This window comes from Streptomyces cupreus (assembly GCF_014257025.1).
In the GTDB taxonomy this organism is placed as follows: Bacteria; Actinomycetota; Actinomycetes; order Streptomycetales; family Streptomycetaceae; genus Streptomyces; species Streptomyces cupreus.
The window spans coordinates 1-17,742 of record NZ_JACMSF010000039.1 but is presented as its reverse complement, the minus strand read 5'-3'; the positions used below and the strand labels follow the sequence as shown (position 1 = coordinate 17,742).

The window sequence follows — 17,742 nt, the reverse complement described above, 5'->3', positions numbered from 1 at the left end:
TTGGCATAAGACGGGAGCGAGGAAACGTGCCCAAACCAGTGGTCCCCGAGGAGAAGCGGCGCCGGCGCCGTCCGACCAAGAGCGGCACCGTGCTGTCCGAGGCGCTGATCGTCCGGACCGCGCTGCGGCTGCTGCGCGAACACGGCAGCGCCGGGCTCACTGCCCGCCGCCTGGGGATCGCCTTGGACGCCGACCCGAGCACGCTCTACCGCTACTTCCGCGGCATGGACGATCTGACCCTCGCCATCGGCGACGCGCTCATCGGGCAGGCCCTGCGCGGCTGGCGGCCGACGGGGGAGTGGCGGGCGGACCTCAGGACGGTCGGGCTCAGGATCCACGCGGCCTACGTCGCCCATCCGCAGGCGGCGCTGCTGACGACGAACCGGGTCACCGGCCGGGCGAACGAACTCGCCGCCGACGAGGCCGTGCTGGACATCCTGCGCACCGCGGGCTTCCCGCTGCCCGAGACCGTGCGGATCTACCACGCCTTCATCGACCAGACCCTGGCCTTCGCCGCCCTGGACGCCGCCTCCCTGGCCCTGCCGAGCGCCTCACTGCGCGCCGACGAGGCGATGTGGGCCTCGACCTACGCCCGCCTGCCCCGCGAAACCCACCCCCGCATCGCCGAGGCGGCCCCCCTCCTCGCGACCCGCATGGTGACCAGCGCCTATCCGACGGCTCTGGAGATGCTCCTGGACAGCGCGGAGGCCCGGCTGGGCGTGGAGCGCTAGGCGTCCAGTACGTCCGCCGCCGTCCTCGCCACCACCTCCGCCACCGTCGCCAGCGCGGGGGAGTCCAGCTTCCACTGCTGCCAGTACAGCGGGATGTCCACCGGGCGCTCCGGGGCGAGGGAGATCAGGCGTCCCTCGCGCAACTGGGTGCCGGCCTGGATCTCGGGGACCATGCCCCAGCCCAGTCCGGCTTCGATGGCCGCCACGAACCCCTCGGAGGTGGGGATCTGGTGCCGGATCGCACCCGTGCCGCTTCGGCGCAGGCGTCTGAGGAAGGCGTCCTGGAGTGTGTCGCTGCGGTCGAAGGTCACCACCGGGGCCTGGGGGAGCGCCTCACGCAGGGGTCCGGCGAGATACCGCTCGGCGAAACCGGGGCTCGCCGCGGCGACGTACCGCATCCTGCCGAGCAGCCGGACGGAACACCCCGCCACGGGCTCGGACGCGGAGGTCACCGCCGCCATCACCAGGCCCTCCCTGAGCAGGGCCGCCGTATGGGCCTCGTCCTCGCGGCGCAGTTCGAAGCAGAGCCGCGGCTCGGACGGTACGCGGGTGAGCGCATCGAGGAACCAGGTCGCCAGGGAGTCGGCGTTCACCGCGATCGACACCCGGGTCGGCTCCTCCTCGGCGCCGCCCATGCCGAGCTCGGCGCGCGCGTCGCGCTCCAGCCGGGCGAGCTGGCGAGCGAACCGCACGACGACCGCGCCGGACTCGGTGGGGCGCACCGGTTTCGTCCGCACCAACAGCACGCGCCCGGTGCGCTGTTCGAGCGCCTTCACGCGCTGGCTGACCGCCGACGGCGTCACATGCAGCTCGGCCGCCGCGGCGTCGAAGGTCCCCTCGTCCACCACCGCGAGCAGCGTACGTACTTGGTCCAGCGGCAGCTCCGTCACCATCACGAGAGCTAATGGTACGTAAGAATCTTTAGCTGTACACATGATGGTCGCGTCCCTAGCGTCGAAGGCATGCCCACCGCTCTTGCCACCGCCGCCGCCGGTTTCGGTACCGGTCTCTCGCTCATCGTCGCCATCGGCGCCCAGAACGCCTTCGTGCTGCGCCAGGGGATCCGCCGTGACGCGGTCCTCGCCGTCGTCGGGATCTGCGCCCTGTCCGACGCCGCCCTCATCGCCCTCGGCGTCGGCGGCGTCGGCGCGGTGGTGGTGGCCTGGCCCGGCGCGCTGACCGCGGTCGGCTGGATCGGCGGAGCGTTCCTCATCGGCTACGGCGTCCTCGCCGCCCGGCGCGTGCTCCGTCCGGCCGGTGCGCTGCGGGCGGACGGGGAGGCCACGGGGTCACGCCGGCGCGCGGTGCTGACCTGTCTGGCGATGACCTGGCTCAACCCCCACGTCTACCTCGACACCGTGTTCCTGCTCGGCTCCGTCGCCGCCGACCGCGGTGACCTGCGCTGGACGTTCGGGCTCGGTGCGGTCCTCGCCAGCCTGTGCTGGTTCACCGCGCTCGGCTTCGGCGCCCGGCTGCTCAGCCCGCTCCTCGCCCGCCCCACGGCCTGGCGGATCGTCGACGGCCTGGTCGCCGCCATGATGCTCGCCCTCGGTGTGTCGCTGATCCTCGGAAACTGAGATCACGCGCCGCGAACTCCCGCCGGGCACTGCCATGCTCGGCGGGCTGTTCTCCGGCACCTGCTCCCGGGCCCACCGGCACGGCCTGACGGTGATCGGCGCCGCGGACATGGTGTCGATGGTCTTCCGCGGGGCGATCCCGCTGTCCGCCGCCACCGATGAGATGCGCGGCCGGACGCAGGGCGTCTTCACCGTCGTCGTCGCGGGCGGACCGCGCCTGGCCGACGTCCTGCACGGCACCGCGGGCTCCGGCTTCGGCGCGCGCCAGGCGGTCGCGGGCGGCGGCCTGCTGGTCGTCGTGATGCCGGGCCTCGCCCTCGCCGCCCCGGCGCTGCGCCGCTACCGCGTCTGAGGCCGCCTACAGGGCGCTGCGTCGGCGCATTCCGTACTGCTCCATGAGCTTGCCCCGGGTCATCTCCAGCCGGTGCGCGAGGATCTCCGCGACCGTGCGCACCAGGATCAGCCCGAGCTGCTGGTCCTCCTCGCACAGCTTGAGCACGGCGGCGGCGTCGAACTCGTAGGCGCGCACCGGACTGAACGCCTCCGCGCCGAAGTCCCACTGGTACGGCGGGAACAGCCAGGACCAGCCCAGCAGATCCCCGGCGCCGAGACTGGCGACGGTGACGCGCTGTACCGAGGTCACCTGCTGGTCGAGCGAGACGGAGCCGGAGCGGATCACCCAGAAGCGGTCGGCCGTGCCGCCGGCCTCGAAGATCCGGGCGTCCTCCGGGAAGGAGACCTCCCGGGCCGCCGTCATCAGAAGCTGCCGCTGCGGCGGGGGAAGGGCGGGCAGCAGTTTGGTCGCTTTGGTCATGACACGGGGCTCCTCGCCGGCGTCGGGGTTCCGGGGCTTTCCCTACGCCCATTTCAGCCGGTGCCGACGCGTAGAGCACCTCGACGGACTACAGAACCGGTGGAGATTTTCGCGGGCATGAAAAAGCCCTGGCTGGACGGGGGAGGCCAGCCAGGGCCGTATGCGGGGTCCGGGGGACGGCTCTCATCGACCCCGCGACCACGTATGAATGAACCGTAAACCATTTGGGTCGAGCGTGCGAAACCGGTAGCGGGTCACGTGACTCGTTTCACTCCGTGCCGGCCGCCACCCGGATCGTCTCCAGATGCGGATCGCTCGGATCCGGGAGGTTCATGCCCGCGTCCCGCCCGGTGAGCAGATACCGCAGCACCGGCTCGGTCAGCCGCTCGCCGGGGAGCACCACCGGGATGCCCGGCGGATACGGCGTGATCATCTCGGCCGCGATCCGGCCGGCCGCCTCCTCCGCCGCAACGTCCTCGGTAGGACCGAAGAACGCGTCCCGTGGCATCAGGACCTGCTCCAGCCGGAGTTCGGCAGGCGGCGGCACCTCCACCCCGGGGACCGGACGCAGCCCGGACGCGGCCCCCGCGAGATCCTCCAGCGCGGAGACCAGCTCGCCCACCGTCTCCTCGTCGTCCCCGTGCGTGATCTGCGCGCCGATCCGCCGGTGGTCGCACAGATGCACGTCGATGGTCCGGTACTGGCGCAGCCAGTCCGCCGCCCGGTACCCCGTCATCCCGAGACCGTCGACCTCGATGGTGACGATCAGCGGATCGAGATCGTGCGCGAGCCCGGCACCACAGAAGTCGTCCCGGTCGTTGACATGCATCCCGTCCAGCCGTTCCACGGCTTCCCGCACCCGGGCCGCGAGAACCAGCGCCCCGCCCAGCAGCTCCTTGCCGTGCAACACCATCTGCCGGCGCCATCCGTCCAGCCCGGCGTAGATCAGCACCGACGGGCTGGTGCTGCCCAGGAGGTCCGCGCGGATCTTCAGCAGCTGGGGCGGCACCAGGTCGCCCTGGAGATGGAAGACGGAACCCTGCTCCAGACCGCTGCCCATCTTGTGGACGCTCGTCACACAGACGTCGGCGCCCGCGTCCATCGCCCACGACGGCAGATCGGGATGGAAGGGCAGATGCGCGCCCCAGGCCTCGTCCACGACCAGCGGCAGCGACCGCCCGTGACAGACGTCGGCGAGCGCCCGCAGATCGGCGCAGGTGCCGTACGGCGTGGGACTGGTGACCAGGGCGCCCTTGACCCCGGGATGCTCGGCGAAGGCCCGGTCGAAGTCCGCCGGGGAGGGGGGATGCGCGAGATGCCGCTCGGTGTCCCACCGCGGCTCCACCCACACCGGCTCGATCCCGGCGAGGATCAGCCCCGACACGACGGACTTGTGGGCGTCCCGTCCGATCAGCAGCCGCTCCTGCGGGCCCGCGACGGCCAGCATCGCCGCCTTGACGGACAGTGAGCTGCCGCACGTGGTGAAGAACGTGTGGTCGGCGTGGACCACGTCGGCCATCAGCTCCTCAGCACGCTGGAGCACCCGGCCCCGGGTGAGCCGGTCGTCGAGCCCGCCGGACGCCAGCACATCGCCGAGGAAGACCGCGTCACCGAGGATCTCGCGCACCACGGGATCCGCGCCGCGGGCCTGCTTGTGCCCGGGCGGAGAGAACGAGGTCCGCCCTTGACGGTGGTATTCGGCCAGGGCCTCCAGTACCGGCGCTCGGTCGTGATCGGCTTTCATGCGTGCCGGGTTCCCGGCCGGGCCGGGTCGAATCCGCCCCGCTCAGAGCTCGTCCGGATGCGTGCCCGGCGTCAGGATCTCGTCCAGCACCCGCAGCACGGCCCCATAGGCGAGCATCCGTACGCGGGCGTCCCGTGCCCCCTCCGGGTCGCTCGACCGCAGCCCGAAACTGCGCGTCCGCCAGGCCTGCTCCTCCTGCCGTGCACAGGTCCGGGCCCGTTGCATGCGCCGTAGCAGTTCGTCAGAGTCCACGACATCGGTCATGGCCTCCGCGTACCCCGATGCCGGGAGGTTTGACGGGCCCGGCAGGGGCGACCAGACAGAGTGGGGAACTCAAGGCGCCGGGGGGAGCGCGCCCTCGATCCACCGATCACGGAGTCAGACCATGCGCGGGGAGCACACCGTCCAGCCCGTGACTGAACCCGCCCAGGCGCGCAGAGCAGTGGAACGCGCGGTCGCCGACCACTGCCGCGCCACCGGGGAGGCGTGCGACCCCGGCGCCGTCCAGGACGCCCTGCTGGTCGCCTCCGAGCTCACCACCAACGCCATCCTGCACGGCGGCGGGGTCACGGACTTCCGCGTCGACCTCGTCCGACCCGGCGTCCGGGTCTCGGTGAGCGACCGCAGCGAACGGTTCCCGGTGGCCACCGACCCCGGCGACCGCCGCGCGCACCACCGCTTCGGCGGCCACGGCTGGCCGATCGTGTGCCGTCTGGCCCACGAGGTGCGGGTGTCGGTCCTGCCCGCGGGCGGCAAGCGCATCAGCGCCCTGGTGCCGCTCGTCTGAAGCTTTTCCACGACGCGTCTGAGACCGCGCAGAAGGGGAACGCGGGCCGGATGAACGACTACGAGCTTCCGCCCGACGGCCGGCCCGTGGACATCTACCTCGGCCTGCTGCGTGCGCGGATGGACACCGAGGACTACCTACGCCTGCTCGACGTCGTCGAACCCGTGCTGCGGGCCATCGACGAACGCCGACTTCCCCCCGCCGAGTTCGCGCTGGACGACGACGGTGCCGACCAGCTGCCCCAGGAGATCCGCGACCAGGCCGCGCTGGTCATCGCCACCGCTGTCACAGGCCGCCTGGACAACGAGGTCGTCGAGATCGACCTCGGCGACAACGGCTCGGTCCGCGTGGTTACCGACTCGACCACCGCCTCCGACCCCGCACGCCTCAACGAGATCGCCGTCTACATCCGGGGCCGCCGCCACGACGACGAGGAACTGCGCGGCATCGCCGAGGCGAGCGGTCTGCCCACCGACTTCTGACCGGCTGGAGGGCTACGTCCCGCCGGGCGCGCCGACCGGTACGCCCAGCGGCCGCGCCAGCCCCACCACGGACTCGTCGAGCCGCTGAAGGTGCCGCAGCACCCGGTCGGTGACCCGGCCGTACCGGGCGGTGCCGGGGACCTGGGGTTCCAGCAGCGAGGCGATGCTCGGTCCCCTCTCCACCCGGTCCGTGGCCCGCTCGTCGGTGACATGCGCGGTGATGGCCTCGATGTTGTGCGCGATGCGCCGCCCGGCCCGGCGCAGCCGGGGGTCCGCCGCGATCGAGGGATGCGTGGGCAGCAGCTCGGCGGTCGCCGCCAGCGAGCGCGCGTGATAGGCCGCCGTCTCCAGCAGCGCCACCACATAGCGGGCGGTGTCGCGCCGCGCCCTGAGCGGGGTCACCGGGTGCGTCAGCGGCTGGGTCGCGGCCCGCAGATCGGCCAGCGCCTGGTCCAGATCCCGCGCCTGATCGAGCAGCTCCACCGGAGGCCCACCGCTGAGCTGCTCCACGGCAGTCCGGGTGACCTCGCCGAGCCGCTCCAGCACGGTGCCGAGCAGCTCGTTCGTCCGCCGGTCGGTGGCGACCGGCAGCACCAGCGCCGCCGCGAACACCCCGCAGGCCGCCCCCAGCGCCGTCTCCGCGATCCGCAGCACCAGCACCGAGAGGCTGTAGGTGTGCAGCAGGGTGTAGAGCAGCCCCAGCGCGGCCGTGACGAAGAACGACATCAGCGTGTACGACAGGGGAGCGGTGTAGAACATCGCGAACACGAACAGCAGCACCAGCGCGAACGCCGTCCCGGTGTGCTGCCCGACCAGCCCCGCCAGCACGATGCCGGCCACCACCCCGAACACGGTGCCCAGCAGCCTGCGGTAGCCCTTCACCAGGATCTCCCCCGTGGAGGAGGTGTTGAGGAAGACGATCCAGCAGGTCAGCACCGCCCAGTACCAGCGGTCGCTGGAGAGCAGCTCCCCGCCGACGATGGCCAGCGACGAGCCCACGGCGACCTGCACGGCGGCCCGGGTGGTCGGCCGCCGCAGCCCCGTCGGCTCCTCCCGCTCGGTGTCCTCCTCCACGGCGTCGATGGCGGCGTCCTCGGCGTCCAGCTCCTCGCGGGAGCGGGCCGTGGACGGTGTGTCGTCCGACTCGTCCTGCGGCCCGTCCAGTGCGATCCGCAGCCCCAGGACCGCCCGGGCGGCCTCGCCGATCCCGCGGAAGACGTCCTGCACGGCCGGGGAGGCGCCGGGCAGGCTCTCCTCGTCGCGGTAGGACAGCAGCCGGTTGCGGACATGGGACAGCGCGGTGCCGCCCGGGTGCTGGACGAGCAGCCGCAGGGCCCCAAGGTCCCGCCGCAGTGTCTCGACCGCCTCGTCCCGCACGGGCAGCCGGCCGGCCGTCGGGACCGGCGCGCCGGGCAGATGCAGGGTGAGGGTGTCCGTACGTTCCGCGCTGCGGGCGGTGAGCAGCAGCAGGGCGAGCCGCTCGGCGGCGATCTCGGCGTCCGCCACCCGCCGCTGCACCAGCCGCGCCGTGCCCTCGTCCGCCGTACCCTCCTCAAGCCGCCCCTGGATCATCAGCGCCGTCTCGTGCAGCCGCGCGGTGCGCTCCCGCACGTTCTCCAGAGACCGGTCCGCCTCCTGAGGGCCCGCGTCCAGCAGGTCGAGCTGGGCCGACACCAGCTGGGCGAACCGGGCCCGGAAGGCATCGCGCAGCCGTTGAAGCGTCCCGGCCGGAGTCTCCGGCAGCAGCGCGAACCGCACCACGGCACTGCACACCACGGCCGTCACGACGGAGACACACAGCTCGGGCAGGTCCGAGACGGTGGCGCCGACGAACAGGGACACGAAGTACAGCTGGAAGCCGATCAGCCCGAGCGCGGTCCCCCGGTCGCCGAACCGGCGGCCGTAGACGGCACTGAAGATCAGCGCGATGAAGAACAGATCACCGGCGACGACATGGGAGTGCAGCAGCGCGGCCAGCGTGACGGAGGCGATCGCGACCGGCAGACCGAGGGCGAGCGTGACCGCCTGCGGTCCGCGCTGCTTCTCCCGTACGGCGAAGGTGGATACCATCGCCGCCATCGCGCCCGCGACCAGATGCGGCACATCGGCCCCGAGCAGGGCGAGCACGACCAGTGTGAGCGCGATCGAGCCCACCGTCCGCAGCCCCGCGGCCAGCCGCAGCAGCCCCGGATCAAAGGCCGCGACCCGGTCGCGCAGCCGCCCCCACCCCTGACCGGTGCCTATCCCTGTCCCTCCGCCCCCGTCACATGCGCCCGCAGCTGCTCCGGCGTCAGATACGCGTCGGAGTACTCGAAGTCCTTCAGCTTGGCGGGCTTGCGGGCCTGGAAGCCGGTGCGCACGAAATCGTCGCCGGCCACGGCGTTGAGCAGCCAGTTCGTCATCACCCGGGTCTTGGCCACGTTGGTGCGCAGCGCCGACCAGTGGTAGCCGCGGGCGACCACCAGCGCGGGCAGCCCGCGCAGTTCGACGCCGAGCGGCTTGGAGACCGCGTCCCGGCCCCCGAGGTCGACGACCAGGCCGAGGTCCTTGTGCCCATAGGGCCGCAGCGGCCGGTTGCGCAGCGTGGCGATGACGTTGTCGGCGACCACCTTGCCCTGCCGCATGGCGTGCTGGGCGGTGGGCGGGCAGACCGCGCCCTCCTCCTTCTTGGCCAGGTCCGGCACGGCCGCCGCGTCGCCGAGCGCGAACACACCGTCGTGCCCCGGCAGGCTCATCTCCGGCGTGACCTCCAGCCGTCCGCGCACCGTCTTCTCGCCGAGCGTCCCGATGAGCGGGCTGGCGACGACACCGGCGGTCCAGATCAGGGTGCGCGTGGGAACCACCCGGCCGTCGGTGAAGGTGACCTCCTCCGGGCCGGCCTTGGCGATGGAGACACCGAGGGAGATCTCGATGCCCCGACGGCGCAGGATCTCCTGGGCGTCCCTGCCCAGCTTGTCGCCCAGCTCGGGCATCAGCTTCGGCGCGATGTCGATCAGATGCCACCTGATCAGCGCCGGGTCGAGCCGCGGGTAGCGCTTGACCGCGTTGTGCGTCAGCTGCTGGAGGCAGGCGGCGGTCTCGGTGCCCGCGTAACCGCCGCCGACCACCACGAACTGGAGCCGGGCGGCCCGCTCCTGCGGATCCTGGCTGGCGTCGGCGAGATCGAGCTGTGAGATGACGTGGTCGCGGATGTAGGCGGCCTCGGCGAGCGTCTTCATCCCGTACGCGTTGTCCGTCAGACCGGGGATGTCGAAGGTGCGGGTGATGCTCCCCGGAGCCAGCACTATGTAGTCGTACGGCTCGTTGACGATCTCGTCGGTGATCGTGCGGATGACGCAGACCTTGGACGCCAGGTCCACGCCGATGGCGCCGCCCGGGATGATCCGGGTGCGGTACTTGCGGCTGCGGCGCAGGGAGAGGGCGATCGACTGGGGCGTCAGCACGCCGGAGGCGACCTGGGGCAGCAGGGGGAGATAGAGCTGGTAGGAGGACGGCGTCACCAAGGTGAGGTCGGCCTCGTCGGCGGCGAGCCTGCGCTCCAGACGGCGAACGCACCCCACTCCGGCGAAGCCTGCGCCAACCACCAGGATCCTGGGTCGTGTCACGGTGTTCATCCCTTCTGCGGCTCCAGGCGGCCCGATACGACATCGTTCGTCTGCCTCTGGATCGCTGCCTCGCACCTCATCGATCCCACCGCGCTCACGGCCGCTGCGCCAGTCGGGTGCGGCAGGCAGATGAACGACGTGTTCGAGCCACACTGCCCCACGGAGCCCCTGGGCACACCGGGTTCCCCGAGATCGGCCGCGCGGTCACCAGGGCAGGAAGACATGGACGTCCTTGCCGCGCTCATGAGTGATGACGCCGACCTGGCGGCTCAGGCTCTGCACCAGATACCAGCCGACTCCGCGGCCGCCGCGGCTCGGATCGAAGGCACGCGGCGCCGGCGGCTCGGGACTGGTGTCGCGCAGAACCACGTGCACACCGTCGAAGGCCCGGCTCAATCGCAGCTCGAACGGGCCCGGGGCGTACTCCACCGTGTTCGCCGCCAGCTCCGTGACCACCAGCAGGATGTCGTCGCCGTGGTCGGGCGCGGCGGGCGGGAAGACCCGCGCGAGGTCGTGGAGATAAGCCTCCGCGGCCAAGCGCGCCTCGGTCACGTCCGCGGGCGCACCCGCGAAGCGCACAAGACGGTGCGCAATGTCCTGTCCGGCCAAGGTGTCATCGTCCGTCTCTCCCCCCATGCACCTGCGCTGTCCGGCTTCCCCGCCCGCCCGGACCTACGCACGATCACCGGAAGACGTTGTCCGAGTCCTCCCACACCGCGGACTCGTCCGGCACAGGCTGGCGCCGGGTCTCGGCGCGGGCCTGGTACATCGCGTCGATCTCCAGAGCGTAATGCCGCACGATGGCGTCCCTGCGCAGCTTCATCGACGGTGTCAGCAGGCCGTTGCTGAGGGCGAACGGCTCCGGCAGCACCCGGAACACCCGGATCGACTCCGACCGCGACACCGCGCTGTTGGCGGCCGCCACCGCCCGCGCGATCTCCTCGCGCAGCGCGTTCTCCTCCCGGGCGTCCCGGCTGCGCGGGTCCGGGCGCGGCTCCAGCGTGCCGCGCCAGTACGCCAGGAAGTCCGGATCCAGCGTGAGCAGCGCCCCCACACAGGGCCGGTTGTCGCCGACCACCACCGCCTGGTGGATCAGCGGATGCATCCTCAGCCGCTGCTCCAGGGTGGCCGGCGCGACGCTCTTGCCGTTGCTGGTGATGATGACGTCCTTCTTCCGGCCGGTGATCGTCAGATACCCGTCGGAGTCGAGGATCCCGAGGTCACCGGTGGCCAGCCAGCCACCGCGCAGCGCGGCCCGGGTCGCCGCCTCGTCGTTGACATAGCCCTGGAACACCGAAGGACCGCGCACCAGGATCTCCCCGTCGTCGGCCACCCGGACGTCCATGCCGGGCAGCACCTTGCCGACCGTCCCCGAGCGCTCCCGGCCCGGCGGCTGCGCGGTGACTCCGCCGGCGGTCTCGGTGAGCCCGTACCCGTCGTTGAGGTAGATGCCGATGCCCTCGTAGAAGAGGGAGATCTCCCGGCTCAGCGGCGAGCCGCCGGACGTCGCCCGGCGGATCCGGCCGCCCAGCGCGCCGCGCAGCCCCCGGTACACCGTCCGCTCGTACAGCGCGTGCTGGAGCCGCAGATCGAGGCCGGGCCCCGGCCCCTCGCCGAGCCGGTGCCGTTGCACGGCCGCGGCGAAGTCCCGTGCCGTGTCGGCGGCCCGCTCGAACAGCGCGCCACGGCCCGCTTCACGGGCGGAGCGCAGGTAGTTCTTGTAGATCTTCTCGAAGACCGACGGGACGGCGCAGAAGTACGTCGGCCGAAACGAGCGCAGCGCCGCCGCGAGGGAGTCCCCGCTCGGCTCCGACTCGTGGCCCATCAGCATCCCGCCGCGCATGCACAGCCCCTGCACCATGAGCCCGTACACATGAGAGAACGGCAGGAAGGCCAGCACCGACGCCTGTCCGCCCGGCGGCACCACCAGATGCCCCCAGCCCTCCAGCAGCGTGTCGCAGCCGCTCGCCAGGCTGCGATGGCTCAGCGCGCACCCCAGCGGACGACCCGTGGAGCCGGAGGTGTAGGCGATGACGGCGGTGGAGTCCGGCAGCACGATCCGGCGCAGCGAGTCGACCGCGGCGAACGGCACGAGCGAGCCCCGCTCGACCAGCTTGTCCAGCGCCCCCGCGTCCAACTGCCACACATGCCGCAGCATCGGCAGCGAGGCGCACACCGAGCCGACCGTCATGACCGACTGCTCGTCCTCGACCACCACACCCACACACGCGGCGTCCCGCAGGATCCACTCCACCTGCTCGCGCGAGGACGTCGGATACACGGGCACGACCTCGGCGCCCACCGCCCACAGGGCGTAGCTGAGCACCGTCCACTCGTACCGGGTGCGCGCCATGATCGCCACGCGATGGCCCGGCGAGATCCCGGAGGCGACCAGACCCTTGGCCAGATCCACCACGGTGTCCCGCACTTCCACCGCGGTGATGTCCGTCCACTCCGAGGAGCCCCCGAGGCGGCGCGCGAGCACCGGCAGGGTGGGTTCGAGGAGGGCCCGTTCGAAGATGCTGTCGGCGAGGCCGCCCGTCGGCGGCGCGGAGACGGGCGGAGCCAGGGCGAAGTCGCGCATGCGCAGCTCCTGTGGTGTACGCGGTGTGACGTCACCGACGAGCAGGGTTATCGGCGGTGCCCGAATCTAGCCGAGGTGGGAGCGAACCGTGCCGGAATCCGACAAGTCGACGCCGCGCCTTGGCGTCTCATTCCTGGGTACGCCGTACGCACTCGGTGACCACGTCCCGCAGACTGCCGGTGCGCCGCATCAGCTCGCGCTGCACCTGGGCGCCGTTGCCGCGTCCCAGCAGCTCGGCGACGCCGACGCGGGCAGAGTCGAGGTCGCCGCTGTCCTCCAGCGCCTCGCCGACATGGTCCAGCAGGGCCCGCACCACGGCCCGCGCCGGCATGGGCCGCCTGGTCACGGGGTGCAGCAGTTCGTCCGTGAGGCCCGCCCGGGCGGCCTGCCAGGCCGCCAGCCGCAGCACGCTCACACTGTGCGTCGCGGGCTCCAGTCCCGCCCGCCACTCCCGCGCGGAGGTCTCCACCAGGCCACGGGCCAGGGTGGCGAGCAGCATGGGCGTGTCCGCGTGCAGACACACGTCCGCCACCCGGATCTCCACCGTCGGATAGTTCCGGGCCAGCCGGGCGTCGAAGTAGACCATCGCCTTGTCGAGGATCACCCCGGTGTCGAGCATCTCCGCGACCACTTCGTGGTAGCGCTCGGCGGACCCGAAGACCTCGGTCGGACCCGCCGACGGCCAGCGCTGCCACACCCGGCTGCGGTAGCTGTTGTACCCGGTGTCCTTGCCCTGCCAGAAAGGCGAGTTGGCGCTGAGTGCGCCGAGCACCGACAGCCAGGGCCGCATCCGGTCGATGACGGCGACGCCCTCCTCGTCGGAGTCCACGCTCACATGGACATGGCAGCCGAGGACGAGCTGCTCCCGGGTGGCGATGCCGTAATGCTCCGCCATCCACTGGTAGCGCCGGTTCGCCCCGACGCACGGGCTGACCGGGAGCGGGGACGTGGCCAGCGCCGCCACGGCGCAGCCCAGCTCCCCGGCGTGCCGCGCCGCCTCCTTGCGGCATCGCACGATCTCCCGGCCCAGGACGTCCATGCCGGACTGCGGCTGGGTGGCGTACTCCAGCATCTGGTCGTGTAGTTCCTTTTCGAACACGTCCTTCCCGTCCGCGCTGTCCAGCGCGGCGCGGGCGACGATCGCGCCCGACAGGGCCCGCGGTTCACCCGTCTCCGGGTCGACCAGGAGGAGCTCCTCCTCCACTCCGACGGTGCGCACCTGAGGCACCCTTTCTGTGGCCCGATGCGAGGACGACGAGTATTTCGCCGTACGCCCCGACTGCCCGTTTCGGGGCATTAGGACACCTCGCACCGCCTTGCGGACTTCAGGAGGGGTACGGCGTCAGCCATACCGTCGCCAGGGGCGGCAGGGTGATCCGGATCCCGTCCTCCTCCGGCTTGATCGGCCCGGGGTTCGTGACGTCGCCGCCCCCGTATTTCGCCGCGTCCGTGTTCAGGGTCTCCTCCCAGACCGGGCCGTCCTCGGGGACCCAGATCCGGTAGTCCTCCCGCACGACCGGGGAGAAGTTCGAGACCGCGAGCAGGGGAGTGCCGTCGGCGGCGTACCGCAGGAAGGCGAAGACGTTGTCGTCGGCCGCGTTCCCGAGGGCCCACTGGAAGCCGCCCGGGTCGGTGTCCCGCTGCCACAGCGCCGGGGTGGCGAGGTAGGCGGTGTTGAGATCACGGACGAGATCACGCACGCCCCGGTGGTCGGGCTCGGCGCTGTAGCCGGGGTCCAGCAGCCACCAGTCCGGCCCGTGGGGTTCGGACCACTCGGCTCCCTGGGCGAACTCCTGCCCCATGAACAGGAGCTGTTTGCCCGGGTGGGCCCACATGAAGCCCAGGTAGGCGCGGTGGTTGGCGCGCTGCTGCCACCAGTCGCCGGGCATCTTCGACACCAGCGCCTGCTTGCCGTGGACGACCTCGTCGTGGGAGATCGGCAGGACGTAGTTCTCGCTGTAGGCGTACATCATCGAGAAGGTCATCTCGTTGTGGTGGTACTTGCGGTGGACGGGCTCATGGCTGATGTAGCCGAGCGAGTCGTGCATCCAGCCCATGTTCCACTTCAGCCCGAAACCGAGCCCGCCGCTGTCGGTGGGCCGGGTCACCCCGTCCCAGGCGGTGGACTCCTCCGCGATCGTCACCACGCCGGGCGCCCGCCGGTACACCGTGGCGTTCATCTCGCGCAGGAAGGCCACCGCGTCCAGGTCCTCCCGGCCGCCGAACACATTGGGCGTCCACTGGCCGGAGTCACGCGAGTAGTCGAGGTAGAGCATCGAGGCGACCGCGTCCACCCGCAGCCCGTCGATATGGAACTCCTCGCACCAGTACACGGCGTTGGCGACGAGGAAGTTGCGCACCTCGACCCGCCCGAAGTCGAACTCGTAGGTCCCCCAGTCCGGATGCTCGGCCCGCCGGTCGTCCCCGGGTTCGTACAGCGGCTCCCCGTCGAAGCGGGCCAGCGCCCAGTCGTCCTTCGGGAAATGCGCGGGCACCCAGTCCATGATCACGCCGATGCCCGCCCGGTGCAGCGCGTCGATCAGGAACCTGAAGTCGTCGGGCGTGCCCAGCCGGCCCATGGTCGCGTAGAAGCCGGTGACCTGGTACCCCCACGAGCCCGAGAACGGGTGGTGGGCGACCGGCATGAACTCCACATGCGTGAAGCCGAGGTCGTTCACATACGCCGGGAGCACCTCGGCCAGCTCGCGGTAGGTCAGCCCCGGCCGCCAGGACGGAAGGTGCACCTCGTACACCGAGAACGGCGCGACATGCACCGGGAGGTCCCCGCGGTGCGCCATCCACTCCGCGTCGCCCCACTCGTGGCGAGAGGAGTGCACGATGGACGCCGTGTCCGGCGGGTTCTCCGCGTACCGCGCCATCGGGTCGGCCTTGAGGAAGCGGTGGCCGTGCCGGGAGTGGATCTCGAACTTGTACCGGGTGCCCTCGCCGACCCCGGGCAGGAACAGCTCCCACACCCCGGACGCGCCGAGGGAGCGCATCGGGAACGCGGTGCCGTCCCAGTAGGTGAAGTCCGCGGCGACCCGCACCCCCTGGGCGTTCGGCGCCCACACGGTGAACCGGGTGCCGGTCACGCCCTGGTGGGTCATCGGCTCGGCGCCGAGCGCCTTCCACAACTGCTCGTGCCGCCCCTCCCGGATCAGATGGAGGTCCAGCTCCCCGAGGGCGGGCAGAAAGCGGTAGGGGTCCTCGACCTCGTGCTCCCCGTCCCCGTACGACACCGACAGCGTGTACGCCGGGATCTCCTTCAGCGGCAGTACGCCGGAGAAGAGCCCCTCGCCCTCGGAGACGAGCCCTCTGCGCTCGCCGTCGATTACCACGCTCACCGAGCGGGCGAACGGGCGCAGCGCCCGGAACACCACCCCGCCCCGGACCGCATGGGCGCCGAGCAGGGCATGCGGGTCGTGGTGGGCGCCGGCCAGCAGGCGGCCGCGGTCGGTGGGGTCCAGGGGCGGAGCCGTCCGGCACCGGGCGGGTCCTGACGGGTCGGGCAGCGAGGTGTCACGCAGCGCCATGGGGTCAGCCTCCTCGTACGGCGAGACGTTCGATCGCCGCCATCGGTACGGGAAGCCAGTCCGGGCGGTGTCTGGCTTCGTAGAGCACTTCGTACACGGCCCGGTCGGTCTCGTAGGCGCGCAACAGGCCGTGTTTCTTGCGCGGGTCCCATCCGGCGGTGGCCGCGTAGCCCGCGCAGAAGGCCTCCCGGCAGCGGCGGGCCCACTCAGGACGCCAGGGCTGGCGCTGGCGTGCCGCGTAGTCGAAGGAGCGCAGCATCCCGGCGATGTCCCGCACGGGGGAGTGGAGGCTGCGCCGCTCGGCGAGCGGGCGGGACGGTTCGCCCTCGAAGTCGATCACGAACCACTCGCGTCCGGCCCGCAGCACCTGGCCCAGGTGCAGATCGCCGTGGATGCGCTGGGCCGGCGGGCCGGGGTCGCAGGTCGTGAGCGCCCCGAAGGCGGTCCGCAGACCCGGCACGAACGCCTGGAGGGCCGGGACGCAGTGCGCCGCGGAGTCCAGCCGCTCGGTCATCGCCGCGGCCGTACCGGCGTTCTCGCGGCGGGTCTCGCACGGGAACGCCGAGGCGAGCGCGAGGTGGACCTCGGCGGTGGCCCGGCCCAACTGGCGGGCCTCCGCCGTGAAGTCGTCACCGGAGGCGAGCGCCTGGAGCGCCAGCGTCCAGCCGTCGGTCGCGTCCCGCAGGAACGGCTGGAGCACGCCCAGGGTCGCGTCCCATGGACGGGTGGTCCGGAACCAGGCGACCGGTGCGGGGACGCGCCGGCAGCCCTGCCGGGCAAGAGCGCCGGGTACCTCCAGGTCCGGGTTGACGCCCGGCTGGATGCGCCGGAACACCTTCAGCACGTAGGCATCGCCGTACACCAGCGAGGAGTTGGACTGCTCCGCGTCCATCAGACGCGGCGCCAGACCGGAGGGGACCGGCACCGACGAGCAGGACTCGAAGCGCAGCGGTCCTGCCGTGCCGGGGTGCCGCAAGCGGTCCAGGAGCATCTGCGCCGACCGCAGGTCCTGCAAGGCGTCGTACACCGTGAGACCCGTGAGCGGGCCCTCGTCCGCCCGCCCGATGAGGCTGCGGCCCAGGCGCGGGGAGGGGTGCTCGCGCACCCCGAGCAGCAGCTGGTAGCAGTCGCCGGCCGGGGGCGCGGTGGTGCCGCCGGGGGCGGGCACCGGGACATGGCCGGCGTGGACCAGCAGGTGCAGACAGCCCGGGAACAGCTCGGTCATGGACAACAGGGTCAGGTCGGTGACCGGCCGGTCCTTGCCCGCGAACCACCGCTGCCGCGGCAGCCACTGACGCAGCAGACCGCCGAGCGAGACCATGATGTCGGCGACGGCCGGAGGGCTCGGTCTGAGGGATGCGGTCTTCGGCATGGTGACGCGTCCTTTCGTCGGCACACGCTCAAGGGCACACGCTCAAGGGGCGAACGCTCGGTGTCGGCGGCCGATGCGGGAGGCGACTCTGGAGAGCCGGAACCAGTAGAAGCCGTGACCGCCCAGAGTGAGCAGGTACGGCAGTTCGCCGATGGCCGGGAAGCGGACCCCGCCGAACAGCTCGACCGGGTGCCGCCCGTCGAACTCGCGCAGATCGAGCTCGGTCGGCTGGGCAAACCGGGAGAAATTGTTCACGCACAGGACGAGATCGTCCTCGTACTCCCGCAGAAACGCCAGCACCGCCGGGTTGGACGACTGGAGTTCGGTGAAGGAACCGAGTCCGAAGGCGGGGTTCTGCTTACGGATCTCGATCATGCGCCGGGTCCAGTGCAGCAGCGAGGAGGGCGACGCCATGGCCGCCTCGACGTTGATGACCTGGTGACCGTAGACCGGGTCCATGATCGTGGGCAGGTAGAGGCGGCCGGGGTCGGCGTTCGAGAAGCCGGCGTTGCG

16 protein-coding genes and 1 pseudogene are annotated in these 17,742 nt (G+C 71.7%); 5 read left to right on the top strand and 12 right to left on the bottom strand.

Features of this window, described 5'->3' with window-relative positions; genetic code table 11:
• Positions 1-26 precede the first annotated feature (26 nt).
• Positions 27-731, top strand: coding sequence for a TetR/AcrR family transcriptional regulator C-terminal domain-containing protein (locus H4N64_RS29615; protein ID WP_186285503.1), 705 nt, complete (start codon positions 27-29; stop codon positions 729-731).
• Here H4N64_RS29615 and H4N64_RS29610 read toward each other — a convergent pair.
• Positions 728-1,624 carry a LysR family transcriptional regulator ArgP gene (locus H4N64_RS29610; protein ID WP_186285570.1) on the bottom strand — a complete coding sequence of 299 codons (897 nt, stop codon included), beginning with the start codon at positions 1,622-1,624 and terminating at the stop codon, positions 728-730. The two genes, H4N64_RS29615 and H4N64_RS29610, sit on opposite strands and share 4 nt — an antisense overlap.
• A gap of 69 nt (positions 1,625-1,693) precedes the next feature.
• Between H4N64_RS29610 and H4N64_RS29605 the strand changes: the two genes are divergently transcribed.
• Positions 1,694-2,308, top strand: coding sequence for a LysE/ArgO family amino acid transporter (locus H4N64_RS29605; RefSeq protein WP_186285502.1), 615 nt, complete (start codon positions 1,694-1,696; stop codon positions 2,306-2,308).
• A 22-nt stretch (positions 2,309-2,330) separates the two neighbouring features.
• Positions 2,331-2,660: pseudogene (locus tag H4N64_RS29600) on the top strand (MFS transporter); the annotation flags it as partial.
• Between the two features lie 6 nt (positions 2,661-2,666).
• On the opposite strand, the gene H4N64_RS29595 reads toward H4N64_RS29600, so the two are convergent.
• The 3 genes from H4N64_RS29595 to H4N64_RS29585 all read right to left on the bottom strand — a co-directional run bounded on the left by H4N64_RS29595 (position 2,667) and on the right by H4N64_RS29585 (position 5,130).
• The gene (locus H4N64_RS29595; RefSeq protein ID WP_186285501.1) at positions 2,667-3,122 is read right to left on the bottom strand and encodes a cyclic nucleotide-binding domain-containing protein; all 456 of its coding nucleotides are present in this window, start codon (positions 3,120-3,122) and stop codon (positions 2,667-2,669) included.
• A 268-nt stretch (positions 3,123-3,390) separates the two neighbouring features.
• Entirely contained in the window at positions 3,391-4,866 is a 1,476-nt protein-coding gene (locus H4N64_RS29590) for an aminotransferase class I/II-fold pyridoxal phosphate-dependent enzyme (RefSeq protein ID WP_186285500.1), read from the bottom strand.
• A gap of 42 nt (positions 4,867-4,908) precedes the next feature.
• A complete protein-coding gene (locus H4N64_RS29585; RefSeq protein WP_186285499.1) occupies positions 4,909-5,130 on the bottom strand; it encodes a hypothetical protein in 222 nt (73 codons plus the stop codon).
• Between the two features lie 121 nt (positions 5,131-5,251).
• On the opposite strand from H4N64_RS29585, the gene H4N64_RS29580 reads away from it, so the two are divergent.
• Entirely contained in the window at positions 5,252-5,653 is a 402-nt protein-coding gene (locus H4N64_RS29580; RefSeq protein WP_186285498.1) for an ATP-binding protein, read from the top strand.
• Between the two features lie 50 nt (positions 5,654-5,703).
• Positions 5,704-6,135, top strand: a complete 432-nt coding sequence (locus H4N64_RS29575; protein WP_186285497.1) for a hypothetical protein — start codon at positions 5,704-5,706, stop codon at positions 6,133-6,135.
• Positions 6,136-6,147: 12 nt separating this feature from the next.
• Here the strand turns inward: H4N64_RS29575 and H4N64_RS29570 are convergent, their stop codons facing one another.
• The 8 genes from H4N64_RS29570 to H4N64_RS29535 all read right to left on the bottom strand — a co-directional run.
• Complete coding sequence (locus H4N64_RS29570; protein WP_418896302.1) at positions 6,148-8,298, bottom strand: FUSC family protein; 2,151 nt, start codon at positions 8,296-8,298, stop codon at positions 6,148-6,150.
• Between the two features lie 77 nt (positions 8,299-8,375).
• The gene (locus tag H4N64_RS29565; RefSeq protein ID WP_186285496.1) at positions 8,376-9,749 is read right to left on the bottom strand and encodes an NAD(P)/FAD-dependent oxidoreductase; all 1,374 of its coding nucleotides are present in this window, start codon (positions 9,747-9,749) and stop codon (positions 8,376-8,378) included.
• A 195-nt stretch (positions 9,750-9,944) separates the two neighbouring features.
• Complete coding sequence (locus H4N64_RS29560; RefSeq protein ID WP_186285495.1) at positions 9,945-10,376, bottom strand: ATP-binding protein; 432 nt, start codon at positions 10,374-10,376, stop codon at positions 9,945-9,947.
• Positions 10,377-10,422: 46 nt separating this feature from the next.
• Positions 10,423-12,324, bottom strand: coding sequence for an AMP-dependent synthetase/ligase (locus H4N64_RS29555; RefSeq protein ID WP_186285494.1), 1,902 nt, complete (start codon positions 12,322-12,324; stop codon positions 10,423-10,425).
• Between the two features lie 127 nt (positions 12,325-12,451).
• The gene (locus H4N64_RS29550) at positions 12,452-13,543 is read right to left on the bottom strand and encodes a glutamate--cysteine ligase (RefSeq protein WP_186285493.1); all 1,092 of its coding nucleotides are present in this window, start codon (positions 13,541-13,543) and stop codon (positions 12,452-12,454) included.
• A gap of 106 nt (positions 13,544-13,649) precedes the next feature.
• Positions 13,650-15,857 carry a 1,4-alpha-glucan branching enzyme gene (gene glgB / locus H4N64_RS29545; protein ID WP_186285492.1) on the bottom strand — a complete coding sequence of 736 codons (2,208 nt, stop codon included), beginning with the start codon at positions 15,855-15,857 and terminating at the stop codon, positions 13,650-13,652.
• A 4-nt stretch (positions 15,858-15,861) separates the two neighbouring features.
• Positions 15,862-17,229, bottom strand: coding sequence for a maltokinase N-terminal cap-like domain-containing protein (locus H4N64_RS29540; protein WP_186285491.1), 1,368 nt, complete (start codon positions 17,227-17,229; stop codon positions 15,862-15,864).
• A 42-nt stretch (positions 17,230-17,271) separates the two neighbouring features.
• Positions 17,272-17,742: alpha-glucosidase C-terminal domain-containing protein (locus H4N64_RS29535; RefSeq protein ID WP_186285490.1), on the bottom strand; the 471-nt coding region annotated here is incomplete at its 5' end.